The sequence below is a fragment of the Campylobacter rectus genome (genome assembly GCF_004803795.1).
Taxonomy (GTDB): Bacteria; Campylobacterota; Campylobacteria; order Campylobacterales; family Campylobacteraceae; genus Campylobacter_A; species Campylobacter_A rectus.
Genome location: NZ_CP012543.1, coordinates 1,277,221 through 1,294,535, shown reverse-complemented (window position 1 = coordinate 1,294,535; position 17,315 = coordinate 1,277,221). Strand labels below are relative to the sequence as shown.

Here is a 17,315-nt window from a genome sequence, read left to right as displayed (position 1 = left end):
ATAATACAAGAGCATCACGTGACAGAAAATCAAAAAGCGCAACAAACTTTCCTCGCAGATATGGAGGTCGAGACCGCCAATCCTTACGGCGAGATATTAAATTTAGTAAAAAATCTCGGCGTAGATAGCAAATTTATAGATTTTGACATCATAAAGATCAAAACCGAGTGCAAGATCGCGGGCGAAGGTCAGCCGCGACAAATTTCCGAAGAAAAGCTAGATATCTTTGACGACGATAAATTTTACGTAGAAAGAGTAGAAAGCATAAAACAAAGCTACTTGGTCAAATTTTACGACATCAGACGCGCAAAACCCGTGCCGCTACCTAATGTTTCTTTAAACGCAAATAAAAATTTGACTAAAATTTTAGCCACCGTTTCGCAAAACGCAGATACGGTTTATTTTAAAGAATTTGACAAAAAGCTGATAAATTTCATCTACAAAAAATTGATAAAAGTAGGAATTTTAATCGGCATCAGAAACGGGTCGATGATCGAGGAAATTGCTAAAATTTCTTCGGTTTTAAGGGTTAAAGAATTTATCGATAAGGACTATACTTTTACCGTGACGGCGGGCGTAAACGTAAAGCTCTCCACCGATGACGCACTGATTTTTCACTATAAAAACAAAAATAAACCGATTGACGAAAACGACAAAATCGACTACGCAAACAGAGGCTATCTGCTCGGAGTCGTCGAAAACGAGCTAATAATCGAATACGTGAAGCTGGTGGAGGGCTCGGACGGCCGCGACGTGCGGGGAAATCTTTTGCCTGCGCAAAAAGCCAAAGCCACGATAACAAAAATGCCCGAGCATACCGAAAATATCTATCTAAAAGAGGACAAAGAGGGGATAAAATTTTACTCCAAAAAAGCGGGCTACGTTCACGAAGTAAAGGGCTTGTTTGATATCAAAGACGAGCTTGACGTAAATGAAATCACATTTAAAACCACGGGCTCGGTCGATACGGGACTAGATACCAACGTAACCCTAAACGTAAAAGAAAACGACCTGACAAAAGACGCCGTAGGCACGGGAATGACGGTCGAGGCAAACGAGATAAACGTCGAGGGAAACGTCGCCGCAAACGCCGTAGTAAAAGCAAATAAGGTAACTATCGGCGGGCAAACCCATGCAAAAGCCGTTATCGAAGCAAAAGAGGCTAAAATCGCCGTTCATATCGGCAGCTTCGAGGGGGAGGACGTCGAGATAGACCGCCTCGAAGGCGGCAAAGTAAAAGCCAAAAAAGTCGTTATAAAATCGGTAATCGGCGGCGAGATAATCGCCGAAAGCGTCGTCATCGATACGCTCGTGTCAAACTCAAACATCGTTATCGCCGACACTCTTGAGATAAAAAAACTAAAAGGCGTGAACAATAAAATTTTAGTCGATTTTAGTATGATAAAAAATACGGGCGAGCAGATAAACGATCGAATGGCGAAGATAAAAACCATCAGAGAGCAAATCGTAAAAATGCCGCGTATGCTGGAGTTTAAAAGATGGGTCGTCGAGGAAAATAAAGGCCCTATAAACGTCATAAAGGCAAAGATCGAGGAGCTAAAAAGAACCAATAACACTCCGCCCGTGACATTTATAAAAAAGCTAAAAGAGTATCAGCAGCTGGTGCACGAATACAACGCGCTTTTGAAAGAATTTCGCGAGAAAAAAGCCGCGATCGCCGAGCTAAAAGGCGAGATAACGAACATCCAAGAAAGTATTTTTAACTCAAAAGTGATAAATCACAGCAGCTGGCGCGAATTTAACGAAATCAAATTTAGACTCATCGACCCGGCTCGCGACATCACGTATAACACCCGCGAAAACGAGATCGCCCGCGTCATAACGGTCGCTAAAATAGAAACCGAGGAAGGCGATATAGACTACGTGATCAAGAAAAATAACAACGTCAAAAAGGCTTAAATTTGCCTCTTTTTTTAAAATTTAAAAGCGAATTTTACGAGTGCAGGCAAAGCGGCGGTAAGCTCGCTATAAACCTAAAAAACGACTGGACCTACAAGCTGCCGGCTCAAATTTGGACCCAGACAGCCGCGCTTATCGGCTCAAGGAAATTTGACAAAATCGTTTTAAATTTTAAAGACGTAAAAGAGCTTGACTATGCAGCGGCGCTGTTTTTGAAAAACACCCTTTTAAATGCGCGCAAAAACTACGAGCTCGTAAATTTAACCCCGCACGCGCAAAGGATTTTCGCCTCGATAAACAGCGAAGTAAATCCTAAAATAAAGCAGATCATAAACGCCAAACCCCACGAAAATCCGCTCTCTCAAATCGGCAAAAATTTGGCTGCGTTTTTTGCGGGATTTTGCGCGTTTTTAAATTTCACGGGCGAGTTTTTGGTTAAATTTAGCAAGATATTCATGCTAAAAAATATCCGCGTGAAGGAAATTTTGGCTTATTTCGAGGATGCGGGCATAAAGTCCGTTTTTATCGTGTGCCTCACCTCTTTTCTCATCGGTATCGTGCTAGCATATCAGGGTTCAAATTTGCTCGAGCGTTTCGGCGCCACGATAATAATCGTCGAGATGATGGGGCTTTTGACTCTGCGCGAGATAGCGCCTCTCATCGCCGCTATCATCGTAGCCGGGCGTCTGGCGTCAAGCTTTACCGCGCAAATCGGCGTTATGAAAATCACCGAAGAGATCGACGCGATGAAGACGATGGGATTTGATCCGTTTAAATTTCTCGTCCTGCCCCGCGTGATAGCTCTCATCGTCGCTATGCCGCTTATCGTGTTTTTAGCCGACGTGGCGGGGATTTTCGGCGAGATGGTCGTGATGGAAAACTACCTAAATATCGGCTTTGATAGCTACCTGGCCAGATTTGAGCAAGAGGTGGAGATCAAGCATCTTTACGTAGGGCTTTTTAAGGCTCCGTTTTTTGGCGTCGTGATCGCGTTTATCGGCTGTATGAGAGGCTTTCAGATCAGCGGAAACACCCAAAGCGTGGGCACATATACGACCGTTAGCGTGGTAAATGCGATATTTGGCGTGATCATGGTGGATGCATTGTTTTCGGTCATTTTCACGCATCTAGGCATATAAATGATAATAAAGGCAACCGATTTAACGACGAAATTCGGCGACCGAGTGATCCACGACGGGCTAAATTTTCACGTAAACGAGGCTGAAATTTATGGGCTATTAGGCGGTAGCGGCACGGGTAAATCGACGCTGATGAAAACGATGATATATCTAAAAGAGCCAAGCGCCGGCAAGGTCGAGATGCTAGGGCGCGATCTGTGGTCACTAGACGAAGCGGCCAGGCGGGAGATAAAGCTCGCTTGCAGCGTGATGTTTCAGTTCGGCGCGCTTTATACCTCGATGAACGTGCTGGAAAATATCTATATCTTGCTAAAAGAATATAGCAGGATGAGCGAGCGCTCGATGCGCGAGATAGCAATGTTTTGGCTACAAAAAGTAGGCCTTAGCGAAAACGTCGCGCTACAATACCCAAGCGAGCTAAGCGGCGGTATGAAAAAGCGCGTGGCGATGGCTAGGGCTCTTGTGCTAAGTCCTAAAATTCTGTTTTTAGACGAGCCAAACTCCGGCCTTGACCCAAGTAGCGCTCGGGCGTTTGACGAGCTAGTGGTAGAGCTACGAGATACGCTTGGCGTCACGGTCGTGATGGTGACGCACGATATAGATAGTATTTGCATGATTTTAGATAGATTTTTGATACTTCAGGATAAAAAGATAGCCTTCGAGGGGACTTTTGAGCAGCTGATGCAAATGCCCGAAAATCCGCTCGAAGAGCTTTTAAAAACAAGGAAAAACGGTGGGAAATAAAATAAATTACACCCTGATAGGACTCTTTTTCGTGCTCGTCGTGAGCGCGCTAGGTATCGCGGCGTGGTGGCTGGGCGGATACGGGAAAAAGGCCGATGATTACAGGTCGTATTTCATCAAAACCACAAGCCTGCCAAGCGGCATCAAAAAGGACTCCACGGTCAAATTTATCGGCGTAGACGCGGGCAGCGTCAAGGACATCCGCTTTGCCGACGAAAAAGAAGCCCTCATCGAGCTTGAACTCTCCGTGAGAAAAGATATACCGATAAGAACCGACAGCACCGCGTCTGCGGAGATACAGGGCATCACGGGCATCGGTTACCTAAATATCTCGCGCGGCAGTATGGATAGCCCGCTCTTTGATAAAAACGAAAAGGCCTACATAGGGCTTGAGGCCGGTTTTTTCGACAAAATCGGCGACAGAGCCGAGTACATAACGCAAAATTTAGAGTCCACATTTAAAAATATCAATAAATTTTTAAGCGACGAAAACGCGGCTAAATTTTCGTCTATCTTAGTTTCGACCGATGAAGCAATGAAAAAGATAAACGCCGGAAATCTCGATATGAACGCGACTATCGCAAACGCAAACGAGGTTTTGGTAAATGCGAATTTGACGCTAAACGAGCTAAAAAAAGCGCTAAAAAACGCCTCGAGTACGCTTGAGTTTATAAATTCATTTACCACTAAGGCCGCAGATGCCGCACAGGAACTAAAAAATCTACAAACCGCGATCTCTGAAAAGATAAAAAGTGGCGAATACGACGTAAAAGACGCGCTAAATACGCTTAGCGACGAGACGGAGAGGACGCTGCTTAGCTTTCAAAAGCTGATTTCGGATTTTAGAAATACCCTTTTTAGACTCGAGGACGACCCGTACGAATTTTTCTTTAAAGACACGCAGAAAAAGGACGAAAAATGAAAATTTTAAGCACGGTTTTAGCCGCTACGGCGCTGTTTTTTAGCGGTTGCAGCGTTTTGGCAAAGCCCGCGCCTAGGACGAATTATTTTATGTTAGGCGGCGCGGAGGATAAATTTAAAGAGTGCGAAAACAAGCCCGAAAAAACGGTTTTTATCGAGGAGGTGCGGGTTTTTGGCGCGTACGAGAGCCGCGAAGTCCTAAAGATAGACGCAAACGGCGAGATCCGCCCGCTAAAAAACGTCAAATTTTTAGCGCTCCCAAGCGAGATGGCAAGACGAAATTTGATCATAGCCGCGAGCGATCAGTGCGTGTTTAAGCCCTCTTTTAAAAACGCAGACATCAGCGTAAAGTCAAATTTACTCACGCTTCAAATCAAAGATCAAAAAGCGCAAATTTCGATGATGTTTAGCTTTTTTAAAGACGGCAAGGAGCTAAAAAGCATCGTGCTAAGCTCGCAAAAAGACGCAGGCGAGGACGAGGGCGAAATCGCGATGAAGGCGCTAAACGCCGCCTTTAGCGAGGTTACGGATAAATTTTTGCAAGAATTAATCAAATTTTAGAGATAATCGCAAAATTTAAAGGAAAACGATGATAAAAGCGATCGAGGGCGTGATAACCAAAAAAGAGCCCGCAAATCTCATCTTAAAGACGGCCGGCGGCGTGAGCTACGGCGTGGCGATCTCGCTTTTTTGCTCGGCAAAGCTCGAACGAGGCCAGAGCGTGGAGCTAAACATCACGCAGATCATCCGCGAGGATGCGGACTTGCTTTACGGATTTTTAGATAGCAACGAGCAAAAGATGTTTGAGACGCTGATAAAACTAAGCGGTATCGGCGCGGCGACCGCGATGGCGGTGTGCTCGAGTCTAAATCCCAACGCATTTTTAAACGCGGTTAAAAGCGGAGATGCGGCGGCGCTGCAAACGGTGCCCGGCATCGGCGCAAAGACGGCTAGACGCATAATAGCCGAGCTTAGCGACGCAAAGATGACGATGGACGAAAACCTGCCTAGCTATCAGCACGAAGCGATCTTGGCGCTTGAGAGCCTCGGCTTTAAAAGAGAAAAGATAACCAAGGCGCTTAGCGAGTGCGACGCGCAAAATACGGGCGAACTCGTCAAACAAGCCCTAAAAAAACTAGCATAAAAAAAGGAAAAAATATGAAATTTGCTGTGATATTCGGCGCTAAAAGCTACGAACACGAGATCAGTGTCGTGAGCGCCATAGCCTTAAAAAAGGTGCTAAAAAATGAGCCTTTGTTTATATTTTGCGATAAATTTAGAGAATTTTACTTGATAAACGGCGCCGATATGAAGGCGAATTTCTTTAGCTCGGGCAAGTATAAAAACGCCAAAAAACTCACTCTTAAGCAGGGCGGATTTTTCGCGGGCGGGTTGCTCGGAGAGAAAAAGATCGAGGCGGACGCGTTTATAAATTTAGTCCACGGTATGGACGGCGAGGACGGTAAGATCGCGGCGCTGCTCGAGTTTTACGGCCTTAGCTACATCGGCCCTCGCGTGGAAGCTAGCGCGCTAAGCTACAACAAGGAGCTAACCAAACTACTCGCGCAAAAAGCGGGCGTAAATACCCTAAACTACGAGGTTGTAAGCAGAGCAAAGGCGCCTAGCCTGCCGCTACCCGTGATCCTAAAGCCGCTTCGCCTAGGAAGCTCGATAGGAGTTAGCGTGATAAAAGACGCTAGCGAGCTGGAATACGGCCTGGACGTGGCATACGAGTTTGACAAAGAGATCCTAGTAGAGCCATTTATCGAGGGCGTGAAGGAGTACAATCTAGCAGGTTGCAAGGCGGACGGCGAGATCAAATTTTCCATCATCGAGGAGCCTAAAAAGAAGGAATTTCTAGACTACGAGCAAAAATATATGAGCTTTTCAAACGAGAGCAGGGCGCGCGAGGCCGACATCGGCGCAGAGCTAGCCGCCAAGCTAAAACAAAGCTTTGAGCGCATCTACAACTGCGGCTTTGACGGGGCGCTGATACGCTGCGACTTTTTCGAGGTAAACGGCGAAGTCTATCTAAACGAGATTAACCCAAACCCGGGCAGTATGGCGAATTATCTATTTGACGATTTTGAGGGGACTCTGGAGCGACTCGCCGCAAGCTTGCCTAAGGAGCGCGAGATAAATATCGACTATAAATTTATCAACTCCATAACGTCGGCAAAGGGCAAACTGTAAAATTTTGCTTGCCTTTTGCTAAATTTGACGTTTAGTTGCCGCTTTAAACGTCTTGTTTTTGGCGTTTTTCAAAAATTTGGTTGTGATTTTTGCGCTTTGAGATATCGTTACTAAATTTGGTCGTCGGTTCTTAAATTTTGAAGTTTGGCAGACGACGAGTGAGAGCTGATTGCGGTCTTTTAGTTATCCAAATACTATTTCTCGGATAGGCGGCATTTGTTTGGCGCATAATTTTTTGGCCTGTAGCGTTAAATTTTACGGCTAAGAGCGTTAAAATGCTGGTTTTCGGGCCCAAATTTAGCTTAATTTACAAACCGATCGGCTTGGTTTTACGAAATTTGACAAAGCGATATTTCTTCGAATTTGCCGCGTTTGACTCGGTTGTAAATTTAAAATCTTTATTTTAAAGTCCTGTTTTTTAGGTAAATTTGCCCATTTTTTTACACTAAAGCCAAATTCTGCCCGCCTTTTACATACTCGCAAATTTCACGCTAAAAACATAAAACGCTCTAAAATAAATTTTAACGAACATAATGCGCCATTATATTTTAATTTGAATTTAAAGATAATATGCTATATTTTACGTAAAATTTTACGTAAAGAGCAAAAATGACTACTTTTAGCAAAGATGAAATTTACACGGCGACCGAAGTGGTGCGAAATTTCAGTGCCGTCTTGGGAAAGGTCGGCAAGGCGCAGATGAAGCGCGCCGTGATCGTCAAAAATAATAAATTTGAAGCCGTATTGCTAAATATGGGCGAGTACGAGCGTCTATGCGAGGCCGTCGAGGTACTGCAAAGCATTTATGAGGCTAAAAAACGAGCCGGAAGCGGCGAATAATGGCAGTCAAAGAGGTAAAATACGGCGGCAAAATTTACCGCATCAGCTACGAAACCGTAAATCCGGCGCACAAGGACGTCGCGCTATTTTTGCACGGTTGGGGCGCGAACAAAGAGATTATGAAAAAGGCTTTCGGCACGTATTTTAAAGACTTTCGGCACGTTTACGTTGATATGCCGGGCTTTGGCGCGAGCAGTATGTACGGCGCGCTAGCGACGAAAGACTACGCAAAAATCATAAAATCCTTTTTAGACGAGCTTGGCGCGAGCCCCAAAATCATCTTCGGGCATAGCTTCGGCGGCAAGGTCGCAACCCTGCTAAATCCCGAATATCTCGCGCTTTTAAGCTCGGCGGGCATCGTAGCTAAAAAGCCGCTTTGGGTGCGATTTAAGATCGCTTTGTTTAAGTTTTTAAAGCTGTTCGGGCTTGGGTTTTTATACAAATTTTTCGCCACAAAAGACGTAAAAGGCATGAGCAAAACGATGTACGAGACCCTAAAAAATGTCGTCGATGAGGATTTTAGCTCTAAATTTGCGGATTTTGGCGGCAGGGCGTTTATATTTTGGGGCGAGGAGGATAAAGCCACGCCTCTAAAAAGTGGCGAACGCGTAAGTCGTCTCATCAAAAACAGCGAATTTCACGCGCTAAAGGGCGATCATTTTTTCTTTTTGCTCCACGCGCGCTACATCGACGGCGTTGTAAATGCGGGGCTAAATTTGACGGACTTGGATGATGAAAGCGGGATAGAGAGCGTGAAAATTTTAAGCCCGAAAAACTATGAAAATTTGAGCGAGGAAGCCTGGGGTGCCGACAAAAACGGCGATCTAAAAAACCATACCGAGCAAAATTTGACGGAATCTATCAGCGCGGTTTCGGAGCAAGAGGTCGCCATAAGCACAAAAACCGTCTCCCAAAGCAGCCTTTTTGACGAACAGTCGCAAGACGGTGGCCTTGCCGATAAAAACCCGCAGCTTGACGGTGCAAAGGATGGTGATTTGGCGGATAAATTTGACGGCGTTTATCAAAACTCGCAGGCAAATTTAGACGAAAACGAAGTCGGCGACGAAAGCGGTCGAGTTCCCTCAAAAAATATTTTTAAGGAAAAAGCTCAAAATAGTTTATTTGACGAGCAAGGAAGCGAGCGGAGCGAACCTGTCGCCGGGGTCGATGATGAAAATTTGCAAATTTTACCAAGCGAGACTTCAAACAATGCCGAGCAAAAGCAAATTTTATCAAAAATAGGCGGTCAAACCAAGGTTTTGTCTCGCGAAAATTTAGATAGCAAGCAAAATTTTGATAAAAAAAAAGAGCGAGAAAGCCGATCAAAAAATCTCCAAAAAACCGGTGCAACAGACATTTGATTTAAGTTAGCGTAAATTTAGGATTTGCGCGCGGTGATTTTAGGCTCGCAATCTTTATAAAAGAAGCGTAAAATGGGGTAGGGCGCAAGCAGGCAAGGTTAAGTTTAATCTACTTTTTGCAATCGTGGGCTTACTGGGCAGGCAAGACCGAATAAATTTGTTTTTGGCGTTAAATCTATGCCGAGCCTGCGAGTCTGCGTCAAATTTTGCGAGCTAAATTTAAGCCCAAAATCTGTAAAATCACGGCTGATAAATTTGCATTCGGCAACGTTAACAAAGCGGGCCGGCTAAATTTTAAAAATTTACAAGCCGTCAAAATTTGGCAGAAAATTTATCAAAGCCGTCCGCATCGTAACGAAGTAAATTTGTGTGAGCTAAAAGCAAGTCGCAAAAGCTCTAAATTTAAAAAGAATTAAAGATCTAAAAAGAGAAATTAGGCAAAACCAAAGTATGGGCGGTTTTACAAAATCGCGTCTAAAAACAGTAACCAAGCTCAAGAAGCCGACAAAAACGCCCGAATAAATCCAAATTCGGCAAAGCGGCAGACACAAAAAGCCAAGCTTGATGAAGCGACCAAAAGCGTGAAGGCAAATTTGGCAAGGCGGCGCAATAAAGCCCGCTTAAGCGAATCTAGGAGAAAAAATGAACGAAACCCTCATAAATATCGGCCTTGCCGCGACGCAGATTTTATTTACGTTTGCGCTCGGATTTTATCTCATCACCTGCCTTCAGTGGTTTTCCTACAAGTTCGAGCGCGTGCTGTTTCACTTCACCAGGCCGCTGTGGCACGTGTTTTTCCTTATCGTGCCGATCGTGCTTTTTTATGCGGCGGAGCGATTTTTTTGGATTTATTTTTACTTTGCGCTGGTGCCGAGCCTCGCTCTTTGGCACAAAAAACTCGATAAAAAGCTGGTTTTTACGCCGCGAGTCAAGCGATTTTTTGTTATCCTAGCGCTCGCGGTTATCGCTAGCTACGCTGTCTATCTCGCGACGCAGTACCGCGTAAATTTAGGCGTCGTCCTGCCGCTCGTGGCCTCTTTCGCGCTTAGTTTTTTGCTGGAAAAGGCTAAATTTAAGGCCTACGAAAACAGCGCGCGCAAAAAGCTAGCCTCGATGCCCGAGCTTAAAATCATCATGATAACGGCGAGTTTTGGTAAAACCAGCATCAAAAATTTCCTATTTGAGCTGCTTAAAAATGACTTCGCCTGCCGTAAAACCCCTCGCAGCGTAAACACGCTAGCAGGCCTCATCCAAGACGTAAACAACGAGCTTGCCGCCGGTACGCAGATATATATCGCCGAGGCGGGCGCGCGCCTAAAAGGCGACATCGCGCAGATCACGGAGTTTTTGAGCCCGCAGATCGCTATCGTCGGCGAGATCGGCGCGCAGCATATCGAGTACTTTAAGACGCTCGAAAATATCCGCGCTACAAAGCTTGAGGCTCTTGGCTCAAAGCGCCTAGAAAAGGCTTTCGTGCACAGCAGCATGCAGGCAAACGAGGGCACAAAGATAGAAATTTACGATAAAAACCTAAGCGGCGTGGAGGCTAGCTTGGATGGGGTTAAATTTAAGCTTGGCGAGAGGGAATTTGCTTCGCCGCTGCTTGGTAAATTTAACGCCGCAAACCTGGCCGTCTGCGTCAAAACCGCGCTATATCTGGGGTTAGACGAAGCTAGGATCGCCGCAGCTCTAGCGCGCTTAAAAAACGTCGAGCACAGACTCGAGCGTATCGATGCAGGCGGTAAAATTATCATCGACGACGGTTTTAACGGCAACTTTAACGGTATGAGCGCGAGCTACGAGCTAGCCGCAGGCTACGAGGGGCGCAAGGTGCTCGTGACGCCCGGCATCATGGAGAGCAGCGACGAGGAGAACGAAAAGCTAAGCAAAATCATCAACAAGACCTTTGATATCGTCATGCTAACAAGCTCGCTAAACGCCGTCGCACTGCTAAAGCACCTAAGCAGGCCAAAAGTCATCGTCATCAAGGATAAATCAAAAATGCAAGAAGTCCTGGCGCAAAATACCAAAGCGGGCGATCTGATCCTTTTTTCAAACGACGCTCCGAGCTTTATGTAGGCGTAGGCTTTACGGCGGGAGTTTTAGTTTAAATTTATGCGGTTTTGGACGGTTTGTGCAGGAGCTAAATTTGATGACGCCGTTTTTTAGTCTCGTAAAAACGCAAATTTGATTATTTTTATGGGTAGTTTTTGATTTTTGGATTTAAATTTCGCCTGTTTGTTCTCGGCTATAATCGCTTCGGCTTATTTTTTGGATAAATTTTGCAGTCGCGATTTTGATAGGCGGGCGATGATGCAACAGAAATATACAAGTTTTTCCTGGAGTTTATAAGGTGGCGATCAAATTTACACTTGCTGCGGCCTTTGCGGTGTTCGTCGCGATACTTCTGGCATCCGCCAAAGACCGCGTAAAACGATGCTTTCGTGCCCGAGTCCTTTAACATCAAAACATAAGCACATTTAAGAATATTCGTGCCTTTTGTCGGAGTCGGCGGTAAATACGGGCAAGGCGATGCCTCACGGAGTCTATATCCGAAAGCAAAATAAAGACGGTTTTAAAAATATCGTCGCTAAATACGCTCTACGGTAGGGTGACGGCGCCACAATCTACGTCAAAAACGCAGGTATCATCAAAAAAGTCGAACGAGGGCGGCAGGTATTTCGTCACGGTGCCGAGATTTGAAACCTACGACGCGAGATACAAATGGCTGAAAAATCGATTTTTTATCGGATATGCGGCCTGCACGTCGCACGGTACGCTACTGACTTTTTATGAGGTGTTGGGAAGCTTGGCTTGTTTTTGCCTTGCTTCGTCAAATTTACTTAAATTTACGGCGTCAAAATTTGATATAAATTTGCCCTGAAAGCTATACTAAATTTGACGCTTTCAAAAATTTGAAGAATACGCCTTCAAATCTGAAGTTTAGTTAAATTTAGCATTTTCAAGGTGCGGGTTATACCAAGCGCCAACAGCGACAGATGAAAGATAAAATAGGGCGGCTAAATTTAAACGACTTCAAATTTTACATCGGTCAAATTTGGCGATTTTGTCGTCAAATTTAAATCCCGGCGCTCGCCATCCCGGCCTCTATCAAAAACTGGCTGGGCTGGTAGTTTATCTTTTTGATTTTGTCGTATTTGGCGTAGCTTAAAATCAGCTCGTCGCGCGCCCTCGTAACCGCGACGTAAAAGAGCCGCCGCTCCTCCTCGAGCGAGCCGCCCATGCTCATTAGTTTGAGGTTCGGGAAGCGATTTTGCGCGAGATCGACTACGAAAACGAGGTCAAACTCAAGCCCCTTTGAGGCGTGCACGCTTAGTAGATTTACCCCTTCGCCGCTGCTCATCTCGCTGCTGCCCAGCGTGATAAAGTTATAAAATTTCTCCGCCTCCGAGTAGTTTTTGGCTAGTTCGCCCAGCACCTCTAGCTTGCCCGCGATGCGCTCCAGGGCCTCTTTTTTTAGCGTTTCGTCCACATTTCCGTTTTTTTGCGTGGCGCGTTTGGTCGCGAGACTATCCGCGATGAGGGCGTAAATTTTGCTATTTTTGAGATCTTCTATCAGCGAGGTCGGGCGCGAGTGGCGTTTGGCGGCGTTTAAGAAATTATAAATTTCATACAAAAACTGCCCGCCGCTCTCGCTTAGTTTTTGCATTTTTAGCACGGGATGCGCGAAAAATTTCTCGCTAAAGTTAAATTTAGCAAATCGCGACTTTTCCCCGACCTCGTCAAGCTCGTCAAAAAGCCCTAGCTGGTAGTTTTTGGTCTTTTTAGCAAAGGCCTCCACGCCATCATCGGGCTGCAAAAATCCGCGCACGACGTCGCCGTGTCCGACCTTGCTTAGCACCTCGAAAATCTCCTTGCTAAGCGCCGCACCCACGCCTTTTGCGTATTCGCACACGTGGATAAACGCCATGATGTCCTTTGGGTTGATGAGGATGCCTAGCAAATCCATCGCGGCGCGCACCTCGCGGCTTTCAAAAAAGCTCACGCCGCCCTTTCGCTTGGAGCCGATACCAAGCTCTCGCAGCGCGACTTCTAGGCCGTCGGCGCTTGAGTTGTTGCGAAAGATGATGGCGATGTTTTCTTTTTTGTATTTGCTGACGGCGATGATCTGCGCGATGTTTGCGTACTGGTCGAAAAGCTCGTTATAAACCAGCAGCTTTGGCAAGGTAAATTTACCCTCGCGGCCGACAACTAGCTTTTTTTCGTAAAGGCGCGGGTTGTTTGCGATGACTTTGTTGGCAAGGGCTAGGATGGCGGAGCTGCTGCGGTAGTTGATGTTTAGCGCATAGATTTTGGCGTCTGCGAAGCGATCCTTAAACGAGCCGATGATCTCGATGTTTGCGCCGTTAAAGGCATAAATGCTCTGGTCAAAATCCCCGACGCAAAAAAGGCTTTTCGTCTCAAAAGCGCTGATTAGCGAGCCTTGCAGCGAGTTTGTGTCCTGATACTCGTCGACTAAAATTTCCTCAAATTTTAGCGGCGCGCCTCTTTTCAGTTCGTTACGCATTTTGATAAGCAAGTCGTTAAAATCCGCGTAGTCGAATTTGCTCTTTTCCTCCTCAAATTCGCGCAAAACGTCCTCGTAAATCTCGGCGTAGACGCCTTGCTCGTCGCTTCGCTCTTTTAGCCATTCGCCAAACGTCTGCTTTAGGGCTAAATTTTGAAATAGCGAATACGCGTCGTAAAGATAGGCGCCGCCGTAGGGCTTAACGTCGCTTAGGTGGTTAAATTTACGCCTCTCGACGAGCGATTTTAGCAGTGTTTTTAGCTCGCTTGGCTGCTTTAGCGTGACGGGTTTTTCTAGAAATTTAAGCAGCGAATAAGAAACCGAGTGAAAGGTGCCCGCCGTGATGCGCGAGGTGATTTTTTTATCAAAATGTCGGTTTAATCGCTCGATCATCTCGGCCGCAGCCTTGTTGGTGAAGGTTAGCAGCAGGATTTTTTCCGGCTTTACGCCTAAATTTAGCAGATGAGCGATGCGCGCGACGATGGTGCTGGTTTTGCCGGTGCCGGCACTTGCTATGACTAGATTGTGCCCTGCTGGAGCGGTCGCGGCGGCGTATTGTTCTTGATTTAGTTTTGAAAGGGGCATATTTTCCTCGCGTTAAAAGGTTTGATTATACCCAAACGGGCTTAAAGTTATAGAAAATCGAGCAGGCGAGGAAGGCGGGTTTGTTTTGCTTTGTGAGCGTGAAGTTAAATTTGCCACCGATATAAATTGGCTTAAATTTGAAAATGCGGTATTTAAATTTTAAAATTTGACGCACCCCGACCCGCACCGCGAAAATGCCGAATTCGGCTTTGTTAAATTTGGCGTCGCGCGGTTAATTCCTTGCGTATAAAATTTATCAAGAGGGAAGGGATTTGAATTACGCTCTGCGCGCAGCCCCCAAAGAGAGTGCGAGCGCAAGGCAAAGCCTCACGTATGGCGACGAAAATTTTAAATTTGTATTTGATTAAATGCAATTTATCCACAATATTATTTAAATTTAAAAAATTATGTCTATTTTTGGGCTTGCGCGGCTTAAATTTGAGCTTCGTTAAATTTAAGCCGACGAAGGCAAGACGAGGCGCTAAATTTAAGCTCGAATTTTTAGGCTTAAATTTAAAGATTAACATCTTTGTAAGTCATAGTTGAGTAAAATCAGCCCTTAATTTAACTCGGGGAAGGAAAAATGCAGGCGGATAAGTGGATATTTTACTCTTGCGTTGCGCTGATAGCTATCGGCGTGGTTTTTTCGCTCTCCTTGCCCGTTTTTACCGTGCTTTTCTTTAACTACGAGCCTTATCATTTTTTCATCAGGCAGCTCATTGTGGGCGTCGTCGGGATATTTTTGATGTGGGGCATCTCGCGCTTGGACCCGGATAAATCAATGGTCTGGATCGGATTTTGCCTGTTTGGCTTTTGCGCTATCGCGATGGGGATTATGCATGCGCTGCCCAGCTCGCTGGTTACCGATGCGGGCGGAGCCAAGCGCTGGATACGCTTGCCCGGCTTTTCTCTAGCGCCTGTGGAGTTTTTTAAGATCGGCTTCGTTTATTTTTTAGCATGGAGTTTCGCGCGCAAGATCGACGGGAGCAAAAAGAGCCTGAAAGAAGAATTTAAGCTTATTTTGCCCTATATGTTTTTGTTTTTGATAGCCGTTTATCTCATCGCCATCCTTCAAAACGACCTCGGCCAAGTCGTCATTTTAGCGCTTACGCTTATCGTGATGATGCTTTTTGCCGGCACGAGCAAGCGGCTTTTTATCATCGGTATGGTGGCTGCGTCTTTGATCGCTTTTGTAGCCATTTTTACCTCCGAGCACCGAATCTTACGCATAAAATCATGGTGGGGCACCGTGCAAAATATGGTCACCTCGCTCATCCCCGAAAGCATAGCGGAAGCGATACGCGTCGAGGGCGTGCCGGAGCCCTACCAGATCTCGCACTCGCTAAATGCGATAAAGCACGGCGGATTTTTCGGCGAGGGATTGGGAGCCGGCGTGTTTAAGCTCGGCTTTTTGAGCGAAGTGCATACGGACTTCGTGCTTGCCGGCATAGCCGAGGAGATCGGGGTGCTTGGGATATTTATCATCACTATGCTCATTTTGTTTTTGCTTTTTCGCATCTTTCGCGTCTCCTCAAGGAGCGAAAACAAGGTCTATCATCTATTTACTCTGGGCATCGGGCTTCTTATATCGTTTTCGTTTCTGATGAACTCCTACGGCATCACCTCGATCACGCCCATTAAAGGCATCGCGGTACCGTTTCTGAGCTACGGCGGCAGCTCTATTTTGGCGCTTTGCATAGGTATCGGCATGGTGCTGATGGTGAGTAAAAAAGTAAAAGATCAAGCTTAGTTTTAACGAGGCGAAATTTGGGCTTGCAAGGCGTAAAAGCGGCCTTTACGGCGAAATTTGCTTGCCTTGGATTCTGCCCGAAACGGACGTAAAATTTAAAGCTAAATTTCGAGCGCTTATAATTTAAACTGCAAGGAGTAAAATTTGACACCTAAAAATTTACAAGGCGACAAGCGAAATTCGGCTGAAATTTCGTCGTCAAATTTGACTAACGGCAAGGCTCGAAACGAAGCTCAAATCGATCTGCAAAGCGGTACCCGCAATGACTCCGAAAACGGCTCAATAATCATCTGCGGCGGAGGCACGGGCGGACATCTGGCCGTCGCAAAAGCGCTAAATGAGGAGCTGGTCTCGCGCGGATGCAAGACGATATTTGTGGGCTCTAGCGGCGGACAGGACAAGATGTGGTTTGAAAACGACGACGCATTTAGCGAGAAATTTTTCCTACCGAGCAGCGGCGTGGTCGATAAAAAAGGGCTTGGCAAGCTTTTTTCACTTTTTAATATCCTAAATTTAGCGCTCAAATGCCGCGTAATTTTTAAGGCTCGCGGCGTAAAGGCCGTCGTTAGCGTGGGCGGATATAGCGCGGCGCCCGCGGCCTTTGCGGCGATCATCTCGCGCACGCCGCTTTTTATCCACGAGCAAAACGCGGTGATAGGTAGCTTAAATAAGCTTTTAAAACCGCTTGCAAAGGGCTTTTTTAGCTCGTATTTTAAGCCTGTTTTTAGCTATCCCGTAGCGGAGAGATTTTTTAAGACGGCGAGACTTCGCAGCGAGCTAAAAACAGTGATATTTTTGGGCGGTTCTCAGGGTGCGGCGGCGATAAATTCGCTAGCTTTAAAACTAGTTCCGACTCTAACGCAAAAAGGCGTAAAAATCATCCATCAATGCGGCAAAAACGCGCTTGAGAGCTTGCGTAAGGAGTATAAAAAGCTGGGTATCGGCGGCGATGAGCTCGAACTTTTCGACTTTGATCCTAAAATAGAGCTTAAGATGAACCGCGCCGATCTGGCGGTGAGCCGCGCAGGGGCGGGCACACTGTGGGAGCTCACGGCAAATGCGCTGCCTAGCGTTTTCGTGCCTTATCCTTACGCCGCAAACGATCATCAGGTTTTTAACGCGAAATTTCTCGTGGATCAAAATTTGGCCGAATTTTGCTTCCAAAAAGACGGCGAAGTGGATGCGGATGAGATGTTAAATTTGATAAACGAGATGGATTTAAAGCAAATTTCAAGCAAACTTGCTAAACAGATAGATAATGACGGCGCTAGAAAAATCGCGGATGAAATTTTAAAAAATATTTAAATTTTCTGGATGTCGGAAGTTAAATTTTA

14 protein-coding genes are annotated in these 17,315 nt (G+C 45.9%); 13 read left to right on the top strand and 1 reads right to left on the bottom strand.

Features of this window, described 5'->3' with window-relative positions:
- Positions 1-18: 18 nt before the first annotated feature.
- From CRECT_RS06065 to CRECT_RS06015, 11 genes are all read left to right on the top strand, one after another.
- Positions 19-1,920, top strand: a complete 1,902-nt coding sequence (locus CRECT_RS06065; protein ID WP_004320001.1) for a flagellar assembly protein A — start codon at positions 19-21, stop codon at positions 1,918-1,920.
- A 2-nt stretch (positions 1,921-1,922) separates the two neighbouring features.
- Complete coding sequence (locus tag CRECT_RS06060; RefSeq protein WP_004320027.1) at positions 1,923-3,059, top strand: MlaE family ABC transporter permease; 1,137 nt, start codon at positions 1,923-1,925, stop codon at positions 3,057-3,059.
- Entirely contained in the window at positions 3,060-3,803 is a 744-nt protein-coding gene (locus CRECT_RS06055; RefSeq protein ID WP_004319942.1) for an ABC transporter ATP-binding protein, read from the top strand.
- Positions 3,793-4,725, top strand: coding sequence for an MlaD family protein (locus CRECT_RS06050; RefSeq protein WP_004319984.1), 933 nt, complete (start codon positions 3,793-3,795; stop codon positions 4,723-4,725). Before CRECT_RS06055 ends, CRECT_RS06050 begins: the two co-directional genes overlap by 11 nt.
- Positions 4,722-5,285 carry a hypothetical protein gene (locus CRECT_RS06045; RefSeq protein WP_004319957.1) on the top strand — a complete coding sequence of 188 codons (564 nt, stop codon included), beginning with the start codon at positions 4,722-4,724 and terminating at the stop codon, positions 5,283-5,285. The genes CRECT_RS06050 and CRECT_RS06045 overlap by 4 nt, the downstream gene beginning before the upstream one ends.
- 28 nt (positions 5,286-5,313) lie before the next feature.
- Positions 5,314-5,868, top strand: coding sequence for a Holliday junction branch migration protein RuvA (ruvA, locus tag CRECT_RS06040; protein WP_004320007.1), 555 nt, complete (start codon positions 5,314-5,316; stop codon positions 5,866-5,868).
- Positions 5,869-5,882: 14 nt separating this feature from the next.
- Entirely contained in the window at positions 5,883-6,917 is a 1,035-nt protein-coding gene (locus CRECT_RS06035; protein WP_004320015.1) for a D-alanine--D-alanine ligase, read from the top strand.
- A gap of 609 nt (positions 6,918-7,526) precedes the next feature.
- On the top strand, positions 7,527-7,757 hold the full coding sequence (locus CRECT_RS06030; protein WP_002947827.1) for a type II toxin-antitoxin system Phd/YefM family antitoxin: 231 nt from the start codon (positions 7,527-7,529) through the stop codon (positions 7,755-7,757).
- Positions 7,757-9,118, top strand: a complete 1,362-nt coding sequence (locus tag CRECT_RS12590) for an EstV family lipase (protein ID WP_004319976.1) — start codon at positions 7,757-7,759, stop codon at positions 9,116-9,118. The genes CRECT_RS06030 and CRECT_RS12590 overlap by 1 nt, the downstream gene beginning before the upstream one ends.
- A 642-nt stretch (positions 9,119-9,760) precedes the next feature.
- Positions 9,761-11,197, top strand: a complete 1,437-nt coding sequence (locus CRECT_RS06020; protein WP_004320021.1) for a Mur ligase family protein — start codon at positions 9,761-9,763, stop codon at positions 11,195-11,197.
- Between the two features lie 532 nt (positions 11,198-11,729).
- On the top strand, positions 11,730-12,002 hold the full coding sequence (locus CRECT_RS06015) for a DUF3237 family protein (protein WP_050771500.1): 273 nt from the start codon (positions 11,730-11,732) through the stop codon (positions 12,000-12,002).
- Between the two features lie 195 nt (positions 12,003-12,197).
- Here the strand turns inward: CRECT_RS06015 and CRECT_RS06010 are convergent, their stop codons facing one another.
- Positions 12,198-14,231 (bottom strand): ATP-dependent helicase, encoded by a 2,034-nt coding sequence (locus CRECT_RS06010; protein ID WP_004319986.1) that lies wholly within the window; start codon positions 14,229-14,231, stop codon positions 12,198-12,200.
- Between the two features lie 583 nt (positions 14,232-14,814).
- Here CRECT_RS06010 and CRECT_RS06005 point away from each other — a divergent pair.
- Entirely contained in the window at positions 14,815-15,981 is a 1,167-nt protein-coding gene (locus tag CRECT_RS06005; RefSeq protein ID WP_004319970.1) for a peptidoglycan glycosyltransferase FtsW, read from the top strand.
- A 282-nt stretch (positions 15,982-16,263) separates the two neighbouring features.
- Entirely contained in the window at positions 16,264-17,286 is a 1,023-nt protein-coding gene (locus CRECT_RS06000; RefSeq protein ID WP_039888282.1) for a UDP-N-acetylglucosamine--N-acetylmuramyl-(pentapeptide) pyrophosphoryl-undecaprenol N-acetylglucosamine transferase, read from the top strand.
- Positions 17,287-17,315 lie beyond the last annotated feature (29 nt).

Coding starts and splice junctions, on each gene's coding strand:
- CRECT_RS06010 (WP_004319986.1), bottom strand. CDS start 14,231: ATGCCCCTTTCAAAACTAAATCAAGAACAATACGCCGCCGCGACCGCT.
- CRECT_RS06030 (WP_002947827.1), top strand. CDS start 7,527: ATGACTACTTTTAGCAAAGATGAAATTTACACGGCGACCGAAGTGGTG.
- CRECT_RS06045 (WP_004319957.1), top strand. CDS start 4,722: ATGAAAATTTTAAGCACGGTTTTAGCCGCTACGGCGCTGTTTTTTAGC.
- CRECT_RS06035 (WP_004320015.1), top strand. CDS start 5,883: ATGAAATTTGCTGTGATATTCGGCGCTAAAAGCTACGAACACGAGATC.
- CRECT_RS06020 (WP_004320021.1), top strand. CDS start 9,761: ATGAACGAAACCCTCATAAATATCGGCCTTGCCGCGACGCAGATTTTA.
- CRECT_RS12590 (WP_004319976.1), top strand. CDS start 7,757: ATGGCAGTCAAAGAGGTAAAATACGGCGGCAAAATTTACCGCATCAGC.
- ruvA (WP_004320007.1), top strand. CDS start 5,314: ATGATAAAAGCGATCGAGGGCGTGATAACCAAAAAAGAGCCCGCAAAT.
- CRECT_RS06055 (WP_004319942.1), top strand. CDS start 3,060: ATGATAATAAAGGCAACCGATTTAACGACGAAATTCGGCGACCGAGTG.
- CRECT_RS06005 (WP_004319970.1), top strand. CDS start 14,815: ATGCAGGCGGATAAGTGGATATTTTACTCTTGCGTTGCGCTGATAGCT.